The 17,753-nt window shown below is 58.3% G+C and carries 14 protein-coding genes; 9 read left to right on the top strand and 5 right to left on the bottom strand.

Annotated features, from left to right (window positions below; translation table 11 throughout):
* The first annotated feature begins 77 nt into the window (after nt 1–77).
* Nucleotides 78–2,921 carry a bifunctional [glutamate--ammonia ligase]-adenylyl-L-tyrosine phosphorylase/[glutamate--ammonia-ligase] adenylyltransferase gene (gene glnE, locus M8T91_RS15595; RefSeq protein ID WP_301415092.1) on the top strand — a complete coding sequence of 948 codons (2,844 nt, stop codon included), beginning with the start codon at nt 78–80 and terminating at the stop codon, nt 2,919–2,921.
* 63 nt (nt 2,922–2,984) lie between these two features.
* Nucleotides 2,985–3,938 (top strand): branched-chain amino acid transaminase, encoded by a 954-nt coding sequence (locus M8T91_RS15590; RefSeq protein WP_301415091.1) that lies wholly within the window; start codon nt 2,985–2,987, stop codon nt 3,936–3,938.
* A 73-nt stretch (nt 3,939–4,011) separates the two neighbouring features.
* Here the strand turns inward: M8T91_RS15590 and M8T91_RS15585 are convergent, their stop codons facing one another.
* Together M8T91_RS15585 and M8T91_RS15580 are read right to left on the bottom strand one after the other, a co-directional pair.
* Nucleotides 4,012–5,355 carry a UDP-glucose dehydrogenase family protein gene (locus tag M8T91_RS15585; protein ID WP_301415090.1) on the bottom strand — a complete coding sequence of 448 codons (1,344 nt, stop codon included), beginning with the start codon at nt 5,353–5,355 and terminating at the stop codon, nt 4,012–4,014.
* On the bottom strand, nt 5,352–6,659 hold the full coding sequence (locus tag M8T91_RS15580; RefSeq protein ID WP_301415089.1) for an O-antigen ligase family protein: 1,308 nt from the start codon (nt 6,657–6,659) through the stop codon (nt 5,352–5,354). Before M8T91_RS15580 ends, M8T91_RS15585 begins: the two co-directional genes overlap by 4 nt.
* 325 nt (nt 6,660–6,984) lie before the next feature.
* Here M8T91_RS15580 and M8T91_RS15575 point away from each other — a divergent pair, with 325 nt between their 5' ends.
* Complete coding sequence (locus M8T91_RS15575; protein WP_301415088.1) at nt 6,985–7,875, top strand: ELM1/GtrOC1 family putative glycosyltransferase; 891 nt, start codon at nt 6,985–6,987, stop codon at nt 7,873–7,875.
* Here the strand turns inward: M8T91_RS15575 and M8T91_RS15570 are convergent.
* Together M8T91_RS15570 and M8T91_RS15565 are read right to left on the bottom strand one after the other, a co-directional pair.
* Nucleotides 7,872–8,537 carry a YrbL family protein gene (locus M8T91_RS15570; RefSeq protein WP_301415087.1) on the bottom strand — a complete coding sequence of 222 codons (666 nt, stop codon included), beginning with the start codon at nt 8,535–8,537 and terminating at the stop codon, nt 7,872–7,874. The genes M8T91_RS15575 and M8T91_RS15570 overlap by 4 nt on opposite strands.
* The gene (locus M8T91_RS15565; protein ID WP_301415086.1) at nt 8,530–9,660 is read right to left on the bottom strand and encodes a glycosyltransferase family 4 protein; all 1,131 of its coding nucleotides are present in this window, start codon (nt 9,658–9,660) and stop codon (nt 8,530–8,532) included. The genes M8T91_RS15570 and M8T91_RS15565 overlap by 8 nt, the downstream gene beginning before the upstream one ends.
* Before the next feature lie 182 nt (nt 9,661–9,842).
* Between M8T91_RS15565 and M8T91_RS15560 the strand changes: the two genes are divergently transcribed.
* From M8T91_RS15560 to waaA, 3 genes are all read left to right on the top strand, one after another.
* On the top strand, nt 9,843–10,472 hold the full coding sequence (locus M8T91_RS15560; protein ID WP_301415085.1) for a glycosyltransferase family 2 protein: 630 nt from the start codon (nt 9,843–9,845) through the stop codon (nt 10,470–10,472).
* The gene (locus M8T91_RS15555; protein ID WP_301415084.1) at nt 10,465–10,758 is read left to right on the top strand and encodes a hypothetical protein; all 294 of its coding nucleotides are present in this window, start codon (nt 10,465–10,467) and stop codon (nt 10,756–10,758) included. Before M8T91_RS15560 ends, M8T91_RS15555 begins: the two co-directional genes overlap by 8 nt.
* A 101-nt stretch (nt 10,759–10,859) precedes the next feature.
* Nucleotides 10,860–12,155, top strand: a complete 1,296-nt coding sequence (gene waaA, locus M8T91_RS15550) for a lipid IV(A) 3-deoxy-D-manno-octulosonic acid transferase (protein ID WP_301415083.1) — start codon at nt 10,860–10,862, stop codon at nt 12,153–12,155.
* A 29-nt stretch (nt 12,156–12,184) separates the two neighbouring features.
* Here the strand turns inward: waaA and M8T91_RS15545 are convergent, their stop codons facing one another.
* Entirely contained in the window at nt 12,185–13,699 is a 1,515-nt protein-coding gene (locus tag M8T91_RS15545) for a TolC family outer membrane protein (protein ID WP_301415082.1), read from the bottom strand.
* 343 nt (nt 13,700–14,042) lie between these two features.
* On the opposite strand from M8T91_RS15545, the gene M8T91_RS15540 reads away from it, so the two are divergent.
* The 3 genes from M8T91_RS15540 to M8T91_RS15530 are packed head-to-tail and all read left to right on the top strand — an operon-like array spanning nt 14,043 to nt 17,747.
* Complete coding sequence (locus M8T91_RS15540) at nt 14,043–14,693, top strand: paraquat-inducible protein A (protein WP_301415081.1); 651 nt, start codon at nt 14,043–14,045, stop codon at nt 14,691–14,693.
* Nucleotides 14,690–15,367, top strand: coding sequence for a paraquat-inducible protein A (locus M8T91_RS15535; protein ID WP_301415080.1), 678 nt, complete (start codon nt 14,690–14,692; stop codon nt 15,365–15,367). Before M8T91_RS15540 ends, M8T91_RS15535 begins: the two co-directional genes overlap by 4 nt.
* Nucleotides 15,360–17,747: a PqiB family protein gene (locus M8T91_RS15530; RefSeq protein WP_301415079.1), complete on the top strand. Its 2,388-nt coding sequence runs from the start codon at nt 15,360–15,362 to the stop codon at nt 17,745–17,747. The genes M8T91_RS15535 and M8T91_RS15530 overlap by 8 nt, the downstream gene beginning before the upstream one ends.
* The last annotated feature ends 6 nt before the right edge of the window (nt 17,748–17,753 follow it).

Genomic DNA, 17,753 nt, shown 5'->3' with positions numbered 1-17,753 from the left:
CGGATTCCTCCTCCAGGGGTGCGGCGAGAGAGAAACCGCCTCCCGGCCCTTTGCCCGCACTAAGGATCCATGCCCCCATGTTTGAATGCGCCAACTGTCCCGAATCCCTGAAGCCCCAGTTGCAGGCGCACTGGCGCGACTGGTGTGAGCAGGCGGGCAAAGCGCGCGTCAGCCAGGCTGAGGACCTGTTGAGGGATCAGGCCCTGCAGCGGGGGTTGGCGCGGAGTTTGACCGGTTCCGAATTCTTTTTCCGGCAATGCTGCCGCCAGCCACAGCTGTTACTGAGGTTGTTGCAAAGCGCGGATCTCGGGCTGGCTCTACCCGATTTTGATAGCGACGCCTCCCTCGACTGCGCACTGCGACGGCTGCGCAACCGTGTGACAACAGAGGTGATCTTTCGGGATTTTGCCACTCAATGGGATATCTCCCGGGCCTGCCTGCGTCTCAGTGCGCTGGCAGAGCTGTGTATTGATGCCGCCCTGCAGTGGCACCACAGACAATTGGTACAGCGCTATGGCGAGCCCCGCGACAGCCGGGGGCAGGTACAGTCCATGGTGGTGCTGGGTATGGGGAAGCTGGGTGCGCGGGAGCTGAACCTCTCCTCGGATATCGACCTGATCTTTGCCTACCCCGAGCCGGGCCATACCGACGGCGAGCGGTGCGTGGAAAATCAGATCTTTTTCCAGCGCCTGGGCCAGCGCCTGATCAAATCCCTGAATACCATCACTGCCGATGGTTTTGTGTTTCGTGTGGATATGCGTCTGCGTCCCTATGGGGACAGTGGGCCTCTGGTGAGTCATTTCAGCGCACTGGAGGACTATTATCAGACCCAGGGGCGCGAATGGGAGCGCTATGCCATGGTCAAGGCGCGTCCGGTGGCCGGTGATAAGCGCTTTGCAACGGAGCTGATGGCACTGCTGCGCCCGTTCACCTACCGCCGCTATATCGATTTCAGTGCCATCGAGGCGCTGCGCGAAATGAAAGCGTTGATCCAGCGCCAGGTGCGCGCCCGGGGGCTCAGCGACAACATCAAGTTGGGCCGTGGGGGCATTCGCGAAGTGGAATTTATTGCCCAGGCTTTCCAGTTAATTCGCGGCGGCCGCGATCCCGCCCTGCGCGAACGCAACTTGCTGAAACTGTTACCGCTGCTGGAAACTGAAGGGCACGTGGAAGCGGGCGTGGCCGGGGAGCTTGCGGACTGCTATCGGCTGCTGCGGCGGGTGGAACACGCACTGCAGGCGCAGAGAGACCAGCAGACGCAAGCGCTGCCACAGGACGACAGAGAACGTGCGCGACTGGCCTACGCCCTCGGGCGCGATAACTCGGCGCAGTTGTTCGGAGAACTGGCGGCGGTGCGCAATGTGGTCGAGCGCGAATTCGATACTGTAATCGCACCGCCGGCGGATATTGCCGAGCCCCGCGTAGCGGAGGAGTGGCAGACGCTGTGGGGCAGTGTCAGTGAGGACGGCAGTGAAGAGATCAACCTGCAGGCTCTGAACAATGCCGGCTTTACCCCGGCGCGGGAGGCATTGGACCTGCTGCGGGATCTGAACGTCGCCCCTATGGTAGTCGCACTGCCGGCATCATCCCGCGCACGCCTGGACCAGTTTATGCCATTGCTGTTGGCGGTTGCCGGATTGCAGCAACAGCCCCTGCTGGTGCTCAACAGGGTGCTCCCCCTGGTGCGCTCGGTACTGCGCCGCAGCGCCTATCTTGTCTTGGTCAATGAAAATCCCCCGGTACTCAGCCAGTTGGTGCGCCTGTGCAGTGCCAGCCCGAGAATCGCCGAGCAACTGGCACGCCATCCGATCCTGCTGGATGAGTTGCTGGATTCCCGCCGCTTGCTGGCGCCGGTTGCGGCGGCGGATCTCTCTGACGAGTTGCGCCGTGAACTGCTGCGCACCGGTTCCACAGATCTGGAATGGCAGATGGAGGCGCTGCGGTACTTCAAGCAGAGCCAGAGTTTGCGTATTGCCGCCCAGGAGGTCAGTGGCACTCTGCCGCTAATGAAAGTTAGTGACGCCCTCACCTGGCTGGCTGAAGCGATACTGCAGCACGCCCTGCATCTGGCCTGGATGCAAATGGTAGAAAAGTACGGGCTGCCCGCCGGGGCGTCGGAGGGGGATATGCGCTTTGCGATTATCGCCTATGGCAAACTGGGCGGCCTGGAGCTTTCCTATGGTTCGGACCTGGATATTGTTTTTATGCACGATGCCGATCCCCAGGGTGTTACTGATGGCAGCAATGGCATTGATAATTTGCGCTTTTATACCCGGCTGGCGCAGCGATTGATTCATATCCTGCAAACTCGCACCTTGAGTGGCCCGCTCTATGCAGTGGATACCCGCCTGCGCCCATCCGGCAATTCGGGGCTGCTGGTCACTACCATGACCGCTTTTGAAAAATACCAGCGCGAGAGCGCCTGGACCTGGGAGCACCAGGCTCTGGTGCGCGCACGCCCGGTGGCGGGCAGCACCCGGCTGAGCAACGACTTTCAAAGGCTGCGCTTGAAATTGCTTTGCGAGGCGAGAAATGAGCAGAAATTACGCAAAGATGTGATCGCAATGCGCGATAAAATGCGTGCCCATCTGGATCAGGGCAATGATAAAGATTTCGACCTTAAACACGGCGTTGGCGGTATTGTCGATATTGAGTTTTTGGTTCAATATGCCGCTCTGGCCTGGGCGCCAACTGCGCCCTCGATAGTGCGTTACACGGATACGATTCGCATTCTCGAAAGTCTTGTTGACGCGGGCCTGATGCCGGCCAAACAGGCCGGTTATCTGATCGATGCCTACAAAGCCTACCGATCTGAAGGTCATCGCCTGGCACTACAACAATTGCCGGGGATTGTGCGCGATGACCACTTCACGGCGGAGAGAAAGACCGTTCAAGCAAGCTGGCAGCAATTGCTCGGTTAACTGCCTGGCAACATGCTGTTGCCCGATTACACTGTTTTTCAGGACTTGTAGGAGTTGTCCCCCATGTCTTTTGCCGACCGCGACGGCGTTATCTGGTTTGACGGTGCGCTGGTTCCCTGGCGCGATGCGCGCGTACATGTTCTGACGCATACCCTCCACTACGGCATGGGGGTATTTGAAGGTGTGCGCGCCTACGGCACGGAGTCCGGTGCCAGTATTTTTCGCCTGCAGGATCACACCCGCCGGTTATTCCGCTCCGCGAAAATTATGAATATGCCCATGCCCTACAGTGCCGAAACCCTGAATGCGGCCCAGCGTCTGGTGGTGAGAGAGAACGATCTGCAACAGGCCTATTTGCGCCCGATGGTGTTCTACGGATGCGAGGGAATGGGTTTGCGTGCAGAGGGTCTGAGCACCCATGTGATTGTCGCCTCCTGGGAGTGGCCCAGTTATATGAGCCCGGAGGCGCTGGAGCAGGGTATCAAGGTCAATACGTCTTCCTATACCCGCCATCACGTCAATATCAGCATGTGTAAAGCCAAGGCCAATGGCAATTACATCAATTCAATGCTGGCTCTGCAGGAGGCGGTGCGTAACGGCTGTGAAGAGGCGCTGTTACTCGACCCCGAGGGCTATGTGGCCGAGGGCAGCGGAGAGAATGTGTTTATTGTCAGAGACGGCATCCTGTATACGCCGGAACTCACTTCCTGCCTGGATGGTATTACCCGCGCAACGGTGATTGAATTGGCCAGGGAATGTGGCTACCGCGTGGTGGAAAAGCGCATCACCAGGGATGAAGCCTATATAGCCGATGAGGCATTCTTTACCGGCACGGCCGCCGAAGTGTTGCCCATCAGCACCCTTGACGGGCGCACCATCGGCCGCGGCAGGCGCGGGCCAATCACGGGACGGTTGCAAGGCCTCTATTTTGAGGTGGTGCACGGGCGCAGTGCGGCACACCGGAGTTGGTTGAGTGATGTCACTGATACCGCTGAGACACAGATTCGTATCGCCTGAGGGGATATTCCCGAGAAGAAAAAACCGGTAGATGCCGGTTTTTTGTATGGGTTCGGTGCGCGCACTGGCTGGCTTACCGGGCAGTGGTGAGATCCGGTCGTCCCACGCAGTAATATTCAAAACCGGCTTCACCCAGTTCATCGGGCTCGTACTGGTTGCGCCCGTCGAAAACCACCGGTGTCTTGAGTGCCGCTTTGAGTTCGCCGGTATTCAGGGCCTTAAACTGTTGCCATTCGGTTGCAATGATCAAGGCATCTGCTCCTTGAAGGGCGTCATTCTTTGAATCACATAACACGAGGTTATCCCGTGCTCCATAGATCCGCAGGCACTCCTCCATGGCTTGCGGGTCAAAGGCGCGCACTGTAGCGCCCTGCCCCCACAGTCGATCCATAAGCACGCGACTGGGGGCTTCGCGCATATCATCGGTATTGGGTTTGAATGAGAGCCCCCAGAGCGCGAAGACCCGGCCATTCAGGTTGCCATTGAAATGGGCCAGGATTTTGTCAGCCAGGTAATGCTTTTGTCGCTCGTTGCGGGATTCCACCGCAGTGAGAATATCTGCGCTCAGACCCCGTTGTCGCGCGGAGGAGATCAGGGCTTTAACGTCTTTCGGAAAACAGGAGCCACCGTAGCCGATGCCGGCATAGATAAACTGGTAGCCCACCCTTGGGTCCGAGCCAATCCCCTGGCGCACCGCCTCAATATCTGCCCCAACCTTATCGGCGATATTGGCGATCTCGTTCATAAAGCTGATTTTTGTTGCCAACATGCAATTTGCGGCATACTTGGTCAACTCGGCGCTTTTCACGTCCATTACCAGAATCTTTTCATGGTTGCGGTTGAAAGGTGCATACAGGTGGCGGAGTTTCTGCTCGGACTCGGCTTCCGAGGTGCCGATCACGATGCGGTCCGGGCGCATGCAGTCGGCAACCGCAGAGCCCTCCTTGAGAAACTCGGGGTTGGAAATAACATCGAATGGCAGGTCGGGTATGCCGCGCTTGGCCAGTTGTTCCCCGATCGCCGCACGCACTTTGTCTGCTGTCCCCACAGGCACCGTGGATTTGTTGATAATGTATTTCTTGCAATCCATGTGCGCGGCGATGGTCCTGGCCACGGTCAGTACATGGCGCAGGTCGGCAGAGCCGTCTTCGTCCGGTGGGGTTCCAACGGCAATAAAGAGCAGCTCCCCGTGTTCCACGCCATAAGCGGCATCCGTAGAGAAAACCAGATTCCCCGTGGCGATCCCGTTTTTTACCATCGGCTCAAGGCCGGGTTCATAGATGGGAATCTCCCCCTGTTTTAGGCGGGCGATTTTATCGGTATCGATGTCAATACAAACTACCCGGTTACTGGCTTCTGCCAGTACGGCGGCCTGCACCAGGCCCACATAGCCGGTGCCAAAAACAGTGACGTTCATACCTGTGGCTCATTGGTTGGATAATGGCGGTTGCGAAATACTTGGGGACAAGGTGCTTCCACAGACCCGGGTTGATTGCACTCCCGGTAGCTGCGCGCCAACAGGATGGCAAGTGGCGCCCAGTAGAAGAACCAGATATAGCTGGGTTTGACCAGGGGCTGTTGCGCATATACCAGCATGGCCAGAACGCCGAACAAAAACCAGACCACAACTAAGCCAGGAATCCAGCTCAGCAGCTTTTTCCTGCTCAATACCGTTGATAGGGCACCAAGGCCCTGCCAGGCACAGGCAAGGATGCCCAGCAGCCCGGAAAAACGCGCTACATCCAGCAGGTAGTTGTGCGGGTGTGGCAGCAGACGGCCCATCTCGATAAATTGCTTGTGAACCAGGCCGGAACCCATGATTGGGGAGCGCATAAGTTCATCGTAGACCTTGCCCCAAAGCTCCAGGCGAATGCTGTAGGCCGTGCCCCGGTGCAGCAGGGGAAGATCGCCAAACAGAATCAGGTAGGTCACGGGAATAACGACGAGCACTGCCAACAATACCAATGCCTTTAGCAGGCGTGATGGCGTAATCAGGGCCGCGAGCAGCACCGCCGCCCCCGCCATTGCGATGGGGATTTTGGTTTGTGACAGGACTACATAAACACAGGAAACACACAAACCGCTCCAGGACAGTATGCGCCAAAGTCGCGAGGTCCGGGCGATGCCGTAGCAGCAAAACAAGCTGTGGAATCCAAACAGCATCGCGGTCTTATCGATATTGCCCTGCAGGGATATTCCACCGATACGGTGAAGGCGCTGGAAGCCATCGGCAAACCCATAGGCTGCCAATGACATGAGGCCGGAGAACAGACCCACTGCAATCAGAGCCAGCAATAGCTGGTGCAGTACCGCATCGCCACAATGCTCCAGTAGGAAGTAAATGGCAGCGTAAAAAAGAGCCAGATAGAGTACCAGCTTCCAGTAGTAAGGGGCTTCCCGCTGCACATCGGCATTGTCGCCGCTGGCCCAGAGCGTCGATAAAGCAAGTATTATCGGCAGGCTCAGGAAGGCAATGAACTGCCATGAGCACACAAAGCGAAAGTCCTTTCGCCAGAGCATCAGCAGCAGGGAGGCCGGCAGGAGAGTCAAATAGAAACTGGTTTGCACTCCTGAAACTTTCGGCGCCAGATAAAAACCACATAACAGCAGGAACAGTCCCAGGCGTGCCAGTTGCAGTAACCCGGCAACCCACTTGGACTCCTGCTGCCGATAGGGAGTTGGGAAAGAGAGGGGGGGTGTACTTCCAGATTCAAACATCATTGTAATTGGGTTCAGTGCGTTTAACAGTCAGTAGCAGGGCATTGCATATTGAAGCCATACCGCTGCGTTGGTTTTCGTGAAAGTTTACGACAGACGGCAGTTTAGGGTACAGGTAATAGGTCTAACATCTGGTCATACTGGACCCGTGGGCACTTGGGATCAGTCCCGTCACTTTACCGGAGCCAATAGGGGCGCGAGACTATCCGGAATGGCATTGGGCTTCAATAGCCGGGAGGCTTGCGGTAGCATTGCGCTTTCTCGGTCTTCCGGGACGCGGCTGGCGTCCGGCTGCTCTCTTCTCTAGCTTGTACTCTGGGATGGTCTCTTGCCGCTGACAGTTTGGCGTTTTCTCGACGGTAATCGCGCGCACGAAAAACAGAGTGCTGCGCTGGTCCGTGGTCTTGACAGCAGTTATGGCGGGCAGTTGAATTGCGTGGATATACCCCTGTCGGTAACCGCCTATGGTATCGTCATGGGGCTTGCCAAAGGGCTCTCCAGCCTGCCCAGACCGGATTTCCATATCGGCACTGGCCGCAGAACCCGCCTGCCGATGCTGGCGGCACGCTACCGTTACGGTGGACGTGCCGTCGCCATCAATCGACCCCAATTCCCATTTCGCTGGTTTGATTTTGCGATTGTCCCGGAACACGATCGCCCACCGCCCCTGGAGAATGTCATTCTCAGCCAGGGGGCCCTGACAGGCCCCCTGCCCGATAACGCCGCGCGGTCGGGACGCGGTCTGATATTGCTCGGTGGCCCGAGCAGGCACTTCTGCTGGGATGACGGGCCTGTGCGCCGCCAGGTAAAACAGTTGTTATCACAGCCCCTCGACTGGTACCTGTCGAACAGCCGGCGCACGCCCGAGGGCTTGCTGGAAAGCCTTGCCGGGAGAGAAGCGCATTTGGTTGACTGGCGGTCCTGTTCCCCGGATTGGGTGCATGCGCAAATGGCGGCGGCGGAACAGATCTGGGTGAGTGAAGACAGCATTTCGATGCTCTTCGAATCATTGCAGAGCCGCGCGCGGGTGGGAGTTATCCGCGTTCCCTGCCGTTCTCGGGCCAATAAGGTTCGGGCGGCGGTGCAGAGGCTGGTGGATCAGGGGGTGGTTGGCGAACGCTGGGAGGAAGTGATTGCGCAATCGGAACGAGTGCCCCTGGATCAGTATCTTGTTTGTGCGCGGGCGCTGCTTCGCCGCTGTGGACTGTCAATCCGCTAGCGCTTTAAACCGTAGGACTCAAACTTTCTCCAGGGCACTTTCTTGTCGGAGATCTCCCACTCCGCTCTCAGCCACATACGCTGGATTCGTCGCCGGATATAGCGTTTGGCGAAGAAGTTGGAAATTTTCGCGAGGGGCAATAGGGAGGCACAGCCCAGGCCATCAATAACATAGACCTGCAGTTGCCCCTTTTGTCGACAGAGTACCAGATTGTGCGCAATCAGGTTTTTGGTCAATATACCGTATTTCAGCAGCCAGAGGGCAAAGCGCTGTAGCGCTTCGCGCACCTCCTGGTCAAATCCCTGTTTATTCAGGTATTGGCGCAGGGTGGGTGCGGGAGCGCCGTTTGCATCCAGAATCATATCGGTCACTGCAGCCGGGCCTAGACTGGTCTCCTGTATACCGTACCAGCGCGGCAGATGTTGCCAGAGGCCTTCGGAGTTTCGCTGTATCGCCCTTTGCGCATATCCCTGCTGTTCACGCAGGTTGTCATCAAATCTGCCCTCACCACGCCAGCGCTTGTACCAGGGTGCGCGGCCCAGCAGCTCGGCTGCCCGTCCGGGGCGCATCACCTTTACGCATAACCGCGAATCCTGGGGGTGGCGGTAGCACAGGCGGTTGCCGCCGCTGGCAAAGGGCTTGCTGTGGCTCAGGTCAATCACCGGAGTGGTCTCCGGGGGATGTGTTGAGCAGGGAACGGTAGACGGCAAGTGTGCGCTCGACTTGTCTTTGAAGTGTGAATTGGACCGCAAGACGGGCTCTTTGCCGGGGGCCTTCAAGTAACTCCTGGGTGCGCGTAAAAAGAACTTCTGTATCATTCTGATCTACCAGTCCCTGAGGGAAACAGGCCCCAAGTGACTCAGCGGGGCCACCGATATTGTAACCAATAATAGGTGTGCCTATAGCGGCGGACTCAATCACCGTACGGCCGAAGGGTTCCGGCCGTTTGGACAGGTTATACACCAGCGCGGATTCACTGTACCAGTAGCGGATATCGCTGCGATGGCCGACAAACGTGAGGTGTTGGTCCAAATGCAGATCAGTGACCGCTTGCTTGAGTTCTTTTGCGTAACGCTGCTTATTGGGCTCGGCACTACCGAGAATAATGCCATGGATGTCGTTGCGGGTGCGGCTTAAGCGCAGGATAAGTTGGATAAAGTCTTCCTGGCCTTTCCATCTGCTCAGTCGGCCGGGCAATAACAGCCAGCGCTTGCCTCGCAAGTTCGGAAACGCTGCTTCAATGTCGTTGCGCCAACCGGCTGGGGCCTGCACGCCGGGATTGAATTCATCGGTGTCTACCCCGCGATAGATAATTTCCGGGCGGTGCTGCAGATAGCCTGCATAGTTATTCAGTAAATAGGTGCTCACACATTCGGAAATGGCGATGACCCGCTCTGCTCTCGCCATAATGGCGCTGTAGGGATTGATGGAGTACAGGCCGTGCGCGGTACTGATCAGGTGCGGACGGCCTATTGCATCGAGTTTTCGCCAGGCTAAATAGGCAAGCCAGGCGGGAACCCGTGAGCGGACGTGGAGAATATCCGGCTGCTCTTTCGAGATAAGTTGTCTAAGTGGACGAACCTGTAATAAGCTGATAAAGGATTTTTTATGGATAGGGAGTGTAAAATGCTGTGACCCTTCGGACTCCAGTTGTGTCACCATGGCGCCGCCACTGGATACTACCGTCGATTGGTGTCCGGCCCGAGCCAGTGCACGAGCCAAATCGAGTGTGCCGCGCTCGACGCCCCCGGCATTGAGAGCGGGCAGCAATTGCATAATTTTCATGGATGGATTGACCGGGAATAGGGTGCGGGGGTTACCAGTACTTGTGCCTCTCTTAGCCAAGCCCGTCTGGGCGCTTGGCAATCTCGCAAGCACAGTATTATAGACAGGCAATCGCGACGGGTATAGGCTGCCCGCCTATCGCCGAACCCACAGCCGATTCTCCGCTGTCATTGGAGTTTACATTGCCATTACTGTTGGATATCTGTATTTGCACATGCAAACGGCCGAATCAGCTGCGTGGTGCCTTGCAGAGTCTCGCCGTGCTCCAGCTGCCACCAGATGCTGCGGTGACTGTGACGGTAGTGGACAACGATCCCGTAGGCAGGGAGGGGGCGCAGCTGGTCGAATCCCTTTCGGCAGAGTTTCCACTGCCAATCCTCTGTGTTCTGGAAGAGCGCCGGGGCATTCCCTATGCGCGCAATCGCTGCATCTCAGAGGCACAGCGCAAAGGGGCGGATTACCTGGTTTTTATTGATGATGATGAGTGGGTGGCGCAGGACTGGTTAATCCGTTTGTTTAGCTACGCACAGGCAATTGGCGGACACTCGGTGGTCAGTGGCAGTGTGGTGAGGCAGTTGCCAGACTCTGTGCCTGAGTTCTATTCCGGATTTTTTTCCCGCAAGCGACGCGAAACTGGTGACCGGCTTAACTATTGCGCCACCAACAATGTCCTTATTCCCATGGAAGCGATTCGTACCTTTGGCCTGCGCTTTGATGAACGGGATCCATTCGGGGGGGAGGATGTTTTGTTTTTTACCGAATACAGTGCCAGGGGGAGAGATCGTGCACTGTGTGGAGGCCAGGGTGTATGAAGCTGTACCGGAGTGCCGCGCCAATATGCGCTGGTTGTCCCGGCGCAAATATTCAGCGGGCATCACCCTGGCTAAGCAGAAGCTCGCCTCGGGTCGGAGTCGGTTCAGCATTTTGATCTCGGCGGTTTTTCAGCTCCTGATGGCCGGTGTGAGTTGTGCACTGGGGTTGATCCTGGGGGGGCGACGCCTGGGCTCGCGGCCCTGGTTGCGTTTGTGTCGCTCTGTCGGTATGGCATGCGGTGTCTTTGGGGCGCGTTCGGATTTTTATCGTGTTGTCGATTGCTGAGCACGAAATACCTGGGGCTCGATGGTGCTTCCTAGGTGTAAGATAGGAACCCGGATGCCTGCACCGGGCTGCGGGTACGGAATGTTTGATAACACCTGTTCATGTTGACGCTCTACTCCTGGTTTTTTCGCATCGCGTTACCGTTCGTTCTTTTTCGCCTTTGGTGGCGGGGCCGCCGTCAGCCCGCGTACCGCAAGCGTCTGCGGGAACGCCTGGGGCAGGTACCCGGGCGTCTCAGCCGCGCTCCCCTGATGTGGGTGCATGCCGTTTCCGTGGGGGAAACCCTCGCGGCAATACCAGTGATAGACAGGCTTGCCGCACGCCACCCCAGGTGGCAGTGGCTGGTGACGACGAGTACACCCACGGGTTCTGAGCGGGTGCGCGAGGCACTGCGTCCTGTTCTGGGCGGGCGCCTGCTGCACTATTATCTCCCCTACGATCTGCCCGAATACCTTGTCCCGTTTCTGAAAGCCCTGCGCCCCAGTATGTTGGTGATTGTCGAAACCGAGCTGTGGCCCAATCTGTTGCGCCTTTGCCGGAAGCAGAGCATCCCCAGCCTGCTCGTCAATGCCCGTTTGAGTGAAAAATCTGCGCGCGGTTATGGGCGGTTTCCCGGATTTACCCGCGCCATGCTGCGGGATCTCGAACGGGTAGTGGCTCAATACCCCATGGATGCAGAGCGTTTTCTCTCACTGGGTTTGCCCAAAGAACGGATTGTAGCCGGCGGAAATATTAAGTTTGATCTGGATATTGATCTGGGCCTGGCGAGCGAGGCCCAGGTGCTATCGCACCAGTGGCGCGGCTTTGCCAATCGCAAGGTGTGGCTTGCGGCCAGCACCCACGATGGTGAGGACGGCATTATCCTGGATGCTTTCTCAATATTGCAGCGGGCATTTGCGGATTTGCTGCTCGTCCTGGTGCCCCGCCATCCCCAGCGTTTTAGCAGTGTTGCACAGCTGTGCCGGGCGCGCGGTTTGCGGGTGGTCAGGCGCAGTGAAGGCAGTGCGCCAGTGGCGCGGGATCAGGTTTTGCTGGGCGATACGATGGGGGAATTGCTGCGTTTTTATGGCGCCTGTGACGTGGCCTTTGTCGGCGGTAGCCTGGTGCCTGTCGGTGGGCACAATATGATTGAACCTGCGGCCTGGGGTGTACCTGTAGTCTGCGGCCCGTTTTTGCACAATTTTGCCACGGTCTCGCAACTGCTGGTGGAGGCCGGCGGTATGGCGATTGCCAGGGATGCGGAATCCCTGGCGCGACAGTTGCGCGCCTGGCTGGAAAGCGATACCCGCCGCAAAGGGGCCGGTCAACGGGGCAGGAGAGTGGCGGAGGCAAACAAAGGCGCTTTGCAGCGCTTGCTGGATGAGATTGAGGGCCTGGCCGCTGGCCTGGACCGGTGAGCGAACTCGGGCCCACTCACCGGCCGAGATTATCGGGAGGATGCCGGCGGGCGGGTGGGGTTGGGTTCGGCAACCCGGGGCACAGTGCGCTCGGGATTCAGCATGGCGTCCAGCTCCTGCAGGTCCTTGGGGGACAGCAGACCGGCGACCTGCTTGAGGTTCAGGGTGTTGAGAATATAGTCGTAAAGCGCATTGGCATAGTCGGTCTGGGACTGGAACAGGGTGCGCTGCGCCAGCAGGACATCGACGATATTGCGGGTGCCCACCTCGTAGCCCGCCTGGGTAGCGTCCAGGGCGCTTTTGGCGGAGACCACCGCCTGCTGGCGGGCCGAAACCCGGGAAACGTCGGTAACTACCGCGCGGTGCAGGGTGCGGGTGGTCTGGATGGTATTGCGCTCGGTCAGGTTGCGCAGATCTTGGGCCTGGAAAGACAGGTTGCGGGCCTGGCGACGATTGGCGCTGAGTAGCCCGCCCGTATAGATTGGGATATCCAGGGTGAGCGCTGCAGTGGTGTCTCGATTGTCCAAATCCCGAGGAAAGTTTGTAATTGCCTCTCCTCTGAAGTCCCGATATTTTTCACGTATTTCGCCATTTGAGGTGAACTTGTTATAGGTCAGTGTTCCAGTAAGTGTGGGCAGGTGTTCACTGGCTGCGGAACGGGCATTGTAGCGGGCTGCCTCGGCATTGAGCCGTGCGGCCTTGAGTTCAAAGTTGTTGGCCAGGGCAAACTCCACCCAGTCGGCGCGCTCCGCCGGTACCGGCGCCGCCACCTGGAACCCGGCATTCAATGGCGCCACGGCGTCGTGGTAGCCGCCGGTCAGTACCGACAGGGCATCGAAATCACTGAGCAGGTCGTCCTGGGCGGTGAGACGGCGCGCGACTGAACTGTCATAGGCGGCCTGGGAATCGTAGACATCCGTAATCGCGGTCAGGCCCACCTCAAAGCGCTGCTGGGTCTGCTCCAGTTGCTTGGCCAGGGCCTGCTCCTCGGCGATGGCTGCTTCCAGCACATCGTAGGCGCGGAGTACATCGAAATAGGCGGTGGCCACACGGATCATCATGCCCTGCTGGTTGGCGCTGAACTCTGCGGTGGCTTGTTCGGTCTGCTTTTTGCCCTGCTGGTAATCGAACCAGGCGGGGGCGTTAAAGATTGCCTGGGACAAATTCGCGTTGTAGGTTCTGTTTTGAGTGGTTCCCGTTGACCTTAGAAAGAAGTCCACGATATCTGGTGGGGTAGCAAAACGATCTCCCACAACGGTTGAGGCATTGCTGGAGTTATCCGTATCCACCCTTGCCGCCTGAACAGTGGCATTGACCTGCGGCAACAATGCCGCACGGAATTGATTCTTGGCCTCAATCCCCGCATGGTAGGCAGCGCGGTCTGCGGCGAGTTGCTGGTCGTTGTCCAGGGCCTGGGTATAGATATCCCACAGGGTATCGGCCTGGGCCTGGAGGGCGCCGAGGCCCAACAGGGCGGCGGCGAGCAGTGTCTTCAGTGGTCGCAACGGGCGCCCCTGTGGCTCTGGGCGATGACTTCTTTTCATGTGTCTCAACTTCCTGTGGCGGGTGCGGTCTTCAAGCGTCTTCAAGGTCCTCTTGGCGGCAGTCGAGTTTTGGATATCCGCTAGGTCCCTTGGCTCGGCGGTGCTGCCAGTCCCCCATCTACTGTCGCGAGAGTTTACCCGTGGCCAGCCTCATCGTCGAGGCGATGTTGTCGGCTTTTGTCGATATCTTCGTTAAACCGACGGGACTGTGCGTTTACCGGTCAGGCTGTGGCAACAGCGCCGCGGTATGGAACGGGTATGAGGGCCTATATTTCAATAGACGTGCCAGCCAAGTTTTTGGATGCGGCACAGGATGTACTGAAATAGGCAGAGGTCCTCGCACATGGAACCGGTGCGCAGCGTAGAGCCGATATACTGGCAGCGTGCCTGTCACGAATGTGATCTGTTGTTGAGCGGAGACCCGGCACCGCCCGGCCGGGCGCTGGTTTGTCCGCGCTGCCACTGCACCCTGCAACGGGGTACCAATCGGGGGATTTATCCCACCATCGCACTCAGCCTGACCGGACTGCTGCTGTTTGTGCCCTCTGCCAGCCTACCGCTGCTGACATTCTCTTTATTCTCCCTTGGGGCTGAAAACACCCTGCTGAACGGGGTTGATGCCCTGTACCAGGGCGGCTTTATGTGGCTGTCGGCACTGGTTTTGTTTTGCAGTGTGCTGGCGCCATTGGCGAAGTTTTTGCTGTTGTTGTTTCTCTGTTGCGGTAGTGCCTGGGGGCTGCTCGATCGCCCGGTTGCCAATGCGGTGCGCTGGTATCAGCACATCAAAGACTGGGGCATGCTGGATGTGTATATGCTGGGCCTGTTGGTGGCGCTGGTGAAACTGCGGGATCTCGGCCAATTGGAAGTGGAGCCGGGACTCTACTGCTTTGGCGCCATGATGCTGGTAGCCAATCTGGCCTCCCTCAGTTTTGACCAGAACGCCATCTGGCAGCGCTTGGCACAGCGCCGCGCAGCCCGTGGGGCAGGGAGATGAGCGCGCCCTACAAGGCTTTCAAGCAGGGGCTGACCAGCTGCCTCTGCTGTCACCAACTGATTATTTTGCCGGCCGCTGGCCGCTGTCGCTGCCCCCGCTGTGGTGCGCGGGTCCATGGGCGCATTGACGGCAGCCTGATGCTCACCTGGGCATTGACGATCACCGGGGCACTGCTGTTGCTGCCGGCAAATATACTGCCGGTCATGACCGTGACTTATCTCGGTGCCGGCGAACCCAACACCATTATCAGCGGAGTCATGCAGTTGTATAACGCGGGCATGTGGGGTATTGCACTGGTTGTTTTTGCCGCCAGTATTGCCATACCGGTGATGAAATTACTGGGTCTGGCCCTGCTCCTGGTGCAAATACAGCTGCGCATTCCCTTTGACCCGCTGCAGGCGATGAAAATCTACCGGGTGGTATCCGGCATAGGGCGCTGGTCTCTGCTGGACCTGTTTATCCTCTCGATTTTGGTGGCCCTGGTGGATATGGGATTTGTTGCCCAGGTAGATGCCGGTCCTGGCAGTACCGCGTTTGCCGCGGTGGTGGTTATCACCATGACCGCGGCGCGGACTTTTGATCCCCGCCTGATCTGGGATGTTCGTGATGGGGACCGGGGTAACACGGCTGTAGTGCCCCAGGCGGCACACAGGAGTGCCGCAGAAAATGGCTGATACGCTGCCCCCGCCCAACAATGCTAGCGCAGACGCACACCTGGATAGCGGAGCCCAGCGGGGGCTGGTGCGCAGTGACAAAGGGCTGCCCCTGGTCTGGATCTTGCCGCTGGTGGCCGGACTGATCGCGGTCTGGCTCCTCTACCAGAACGTGTCCGAGGGGGACGTGCGGGCCAGCATTCTGTTTCTGTCCGGCGATGGCCTGGTGAAAGGGAAAACGGTGGTGAAATACTCCGGCGTGGATATCGGTGTTGTGCAGGAGGTGCGCCTGGTGCCGAATGCCAAAGCCCTGCACGGTGCCGATGGTGTTATGGCGGAGGTCAGTCTCAACCGCAGTGCGGAATATCTGCTCGTGGAAGGCACGAAATTCTGGGTGGTCAAGCCGGAACTGTCCATAACCGGCATCAGTGGCCTGGAGACCCTGCTCTCGGGTAATTACATCGCGGTCGAATCCGGAAGTGGTAAGCGCAAGCGCAGCTTTGTGGCTCTGGATCGGCCGCCGGCTTTTATCCGTGGCGATGGCTTGCGCGTGATGCTCAAATCCCGTCGCCTGGGATCGCTCAGCCGGGGATCGCCGGTGTACTTTCGCCAGTTGCGTGTTGGGCAGGTGGCGGATTACCGCCTGGATCGGGACGGCTCGGAAGTCAGCATAGAACTGTTTATACGCCGCGAATACGCCGATCTGGTACACCGGGGCAGCCGGTTCTGGAACAGCTCCGGTATTTCCATTGAAGGGGGGATCAGTGGAATCAATGTCACGCTCGAATCCCTCGCTGCCCTGTTTGCCGGAGGGGTCAGTTTTTATACTCCGGAGTCCCAGCGCCAGTCCCCCCTGGCGGTCAATGGGACAGAGTTCAAGCTGTATAAAAATTTTACTGCGGCAGATGCGGGGATTGCTGTCACGCTGAATTTTAACCGGGGTGTCAGTGTGACACCCGGCAATACCAAAGTCTATTACCAGGGCATCCGGGTTGGGGAGGTCAGCGATGCAAAAGCCAACAGCCGTATGGACGGGATGGAGGTCAAGGTACTGATGGACCCGGTGACGGATGATTTGCTCAGCGAAAACACCCGCTTTTGGCTGGCGCCACCCACATTTGATCTCAGCGGCGGCCTGAATAGCCTGATCAAGGGCAACCGCATTGAGGTGGACTTGCGCCGGGGGCAGCGTTCCCAGCGTATATTTTCCGCCAGCGCCTCGGCACCGCCCAGGGATCTTCGCACCCCGGGGCTGCATTTGCGTCTCACTGCGCGAAATCCCGGTTCCTTACAGCGCGGTGCCCCGGTCTATTTTCGCCGCATAGAAGTCGGCAAGGTCCAGGGCATGGAGCTGCATGGGAATGGTGAGGGGGTTGAGGTCTATGTGGTGATTGAACCGCGTTACGCGCACCTGGTGAAACAGGGGACGCGCTTTTGGAATATCAGTGGCCTGCGCGCCAGTGCCAGTTTGAGTGAAGGGGTGGAACTGGAGGCGGACTCCCTAATGTCGCTACTGCGTGGCGGGGTGGCCTTTGGTATCCGGCGCGAGGATCATGAAAAGGGTGTGCAGGCAGTAAATGGCGATCAGTTTCCGCTCTACAGCAGCCGTGAGGCAGCATTGGAAGAGGGCATTGAAATTGATATCACGCTCCCCAGTGCGCAGGGGTTAAAAACGGGGGCGCCACTGCGTTATAAAGGCGTTCAGGTGGGAGAAATCACCCGCTTGTATTTGGATGGAGATCTGGAAGAGGTGCGGGTGCGTGCCAAACTGTATCAGCGCGGTGAAAGTTTTGCCCGTGCCGGTACGCGTATCTGGGTGGTGTCGCCGCAAATCGGTATCGGTAAAGTCGCGCATCTGGAAACGCTGGTGACCGGTCGCTACCTGGCCCTGGAGCCGGGTACGGGGCCACCACAGACACAATTTTATGCGCAACTGGAAGCACCGCGAGCCGATCTCACCGATACCATGCATCGGCCGGGGCTCACTGTCATACTGGATGCGGCCAGGCGCGGTTCCCTTGTGGCGGGCAGTCCCGTGTATTACCGTCAGGTCCAGGTGGGGGAGGTCACCGGGTTTGCTCTGGGAGAACAGGCGGATCGGGTTTATATCTATGTATATATTGAGCCACACTACCAACCCCTGGTGCGCCAGCACACAGTATTTTGGAACGCCAGTGGCGTGGAAGTGAATTTTGGTCTCAGAAGTGGCCTCAATATCGATACGGAATCCGCCCAGGCCCTATGGCGGGGTGGAATCGCCTTTGCCACGCCGGAGCCGCCCTTTATGGGATTCGAGGTAGAATCTGGCAGCCATTTCCCACTGTACCCGCGGGCCGAGCCGGAATGGCATCGCTGGAGCCCCAAGATAACGTTGTACGATACCGCCGAGCCGGAAAAATAACTGAGC

The organism is Microbulbifer sp. MI-G (genome assembly GCF_030440425.1).
In the GTDB taxonomy this organism is placed as follows: domain Bacteria; phylum Pseudomonadota; class Gammaproteobacteria; order Pseudomonadales; family Cellvibrionaceae; genus Microbulbifer; species Microbulbifer spongiae.
The sequence above is the reverse complement of the archived record's forward strand: the minus strand, read 5'-3'. Positions and strand labels throughout refer to the sequence as shown.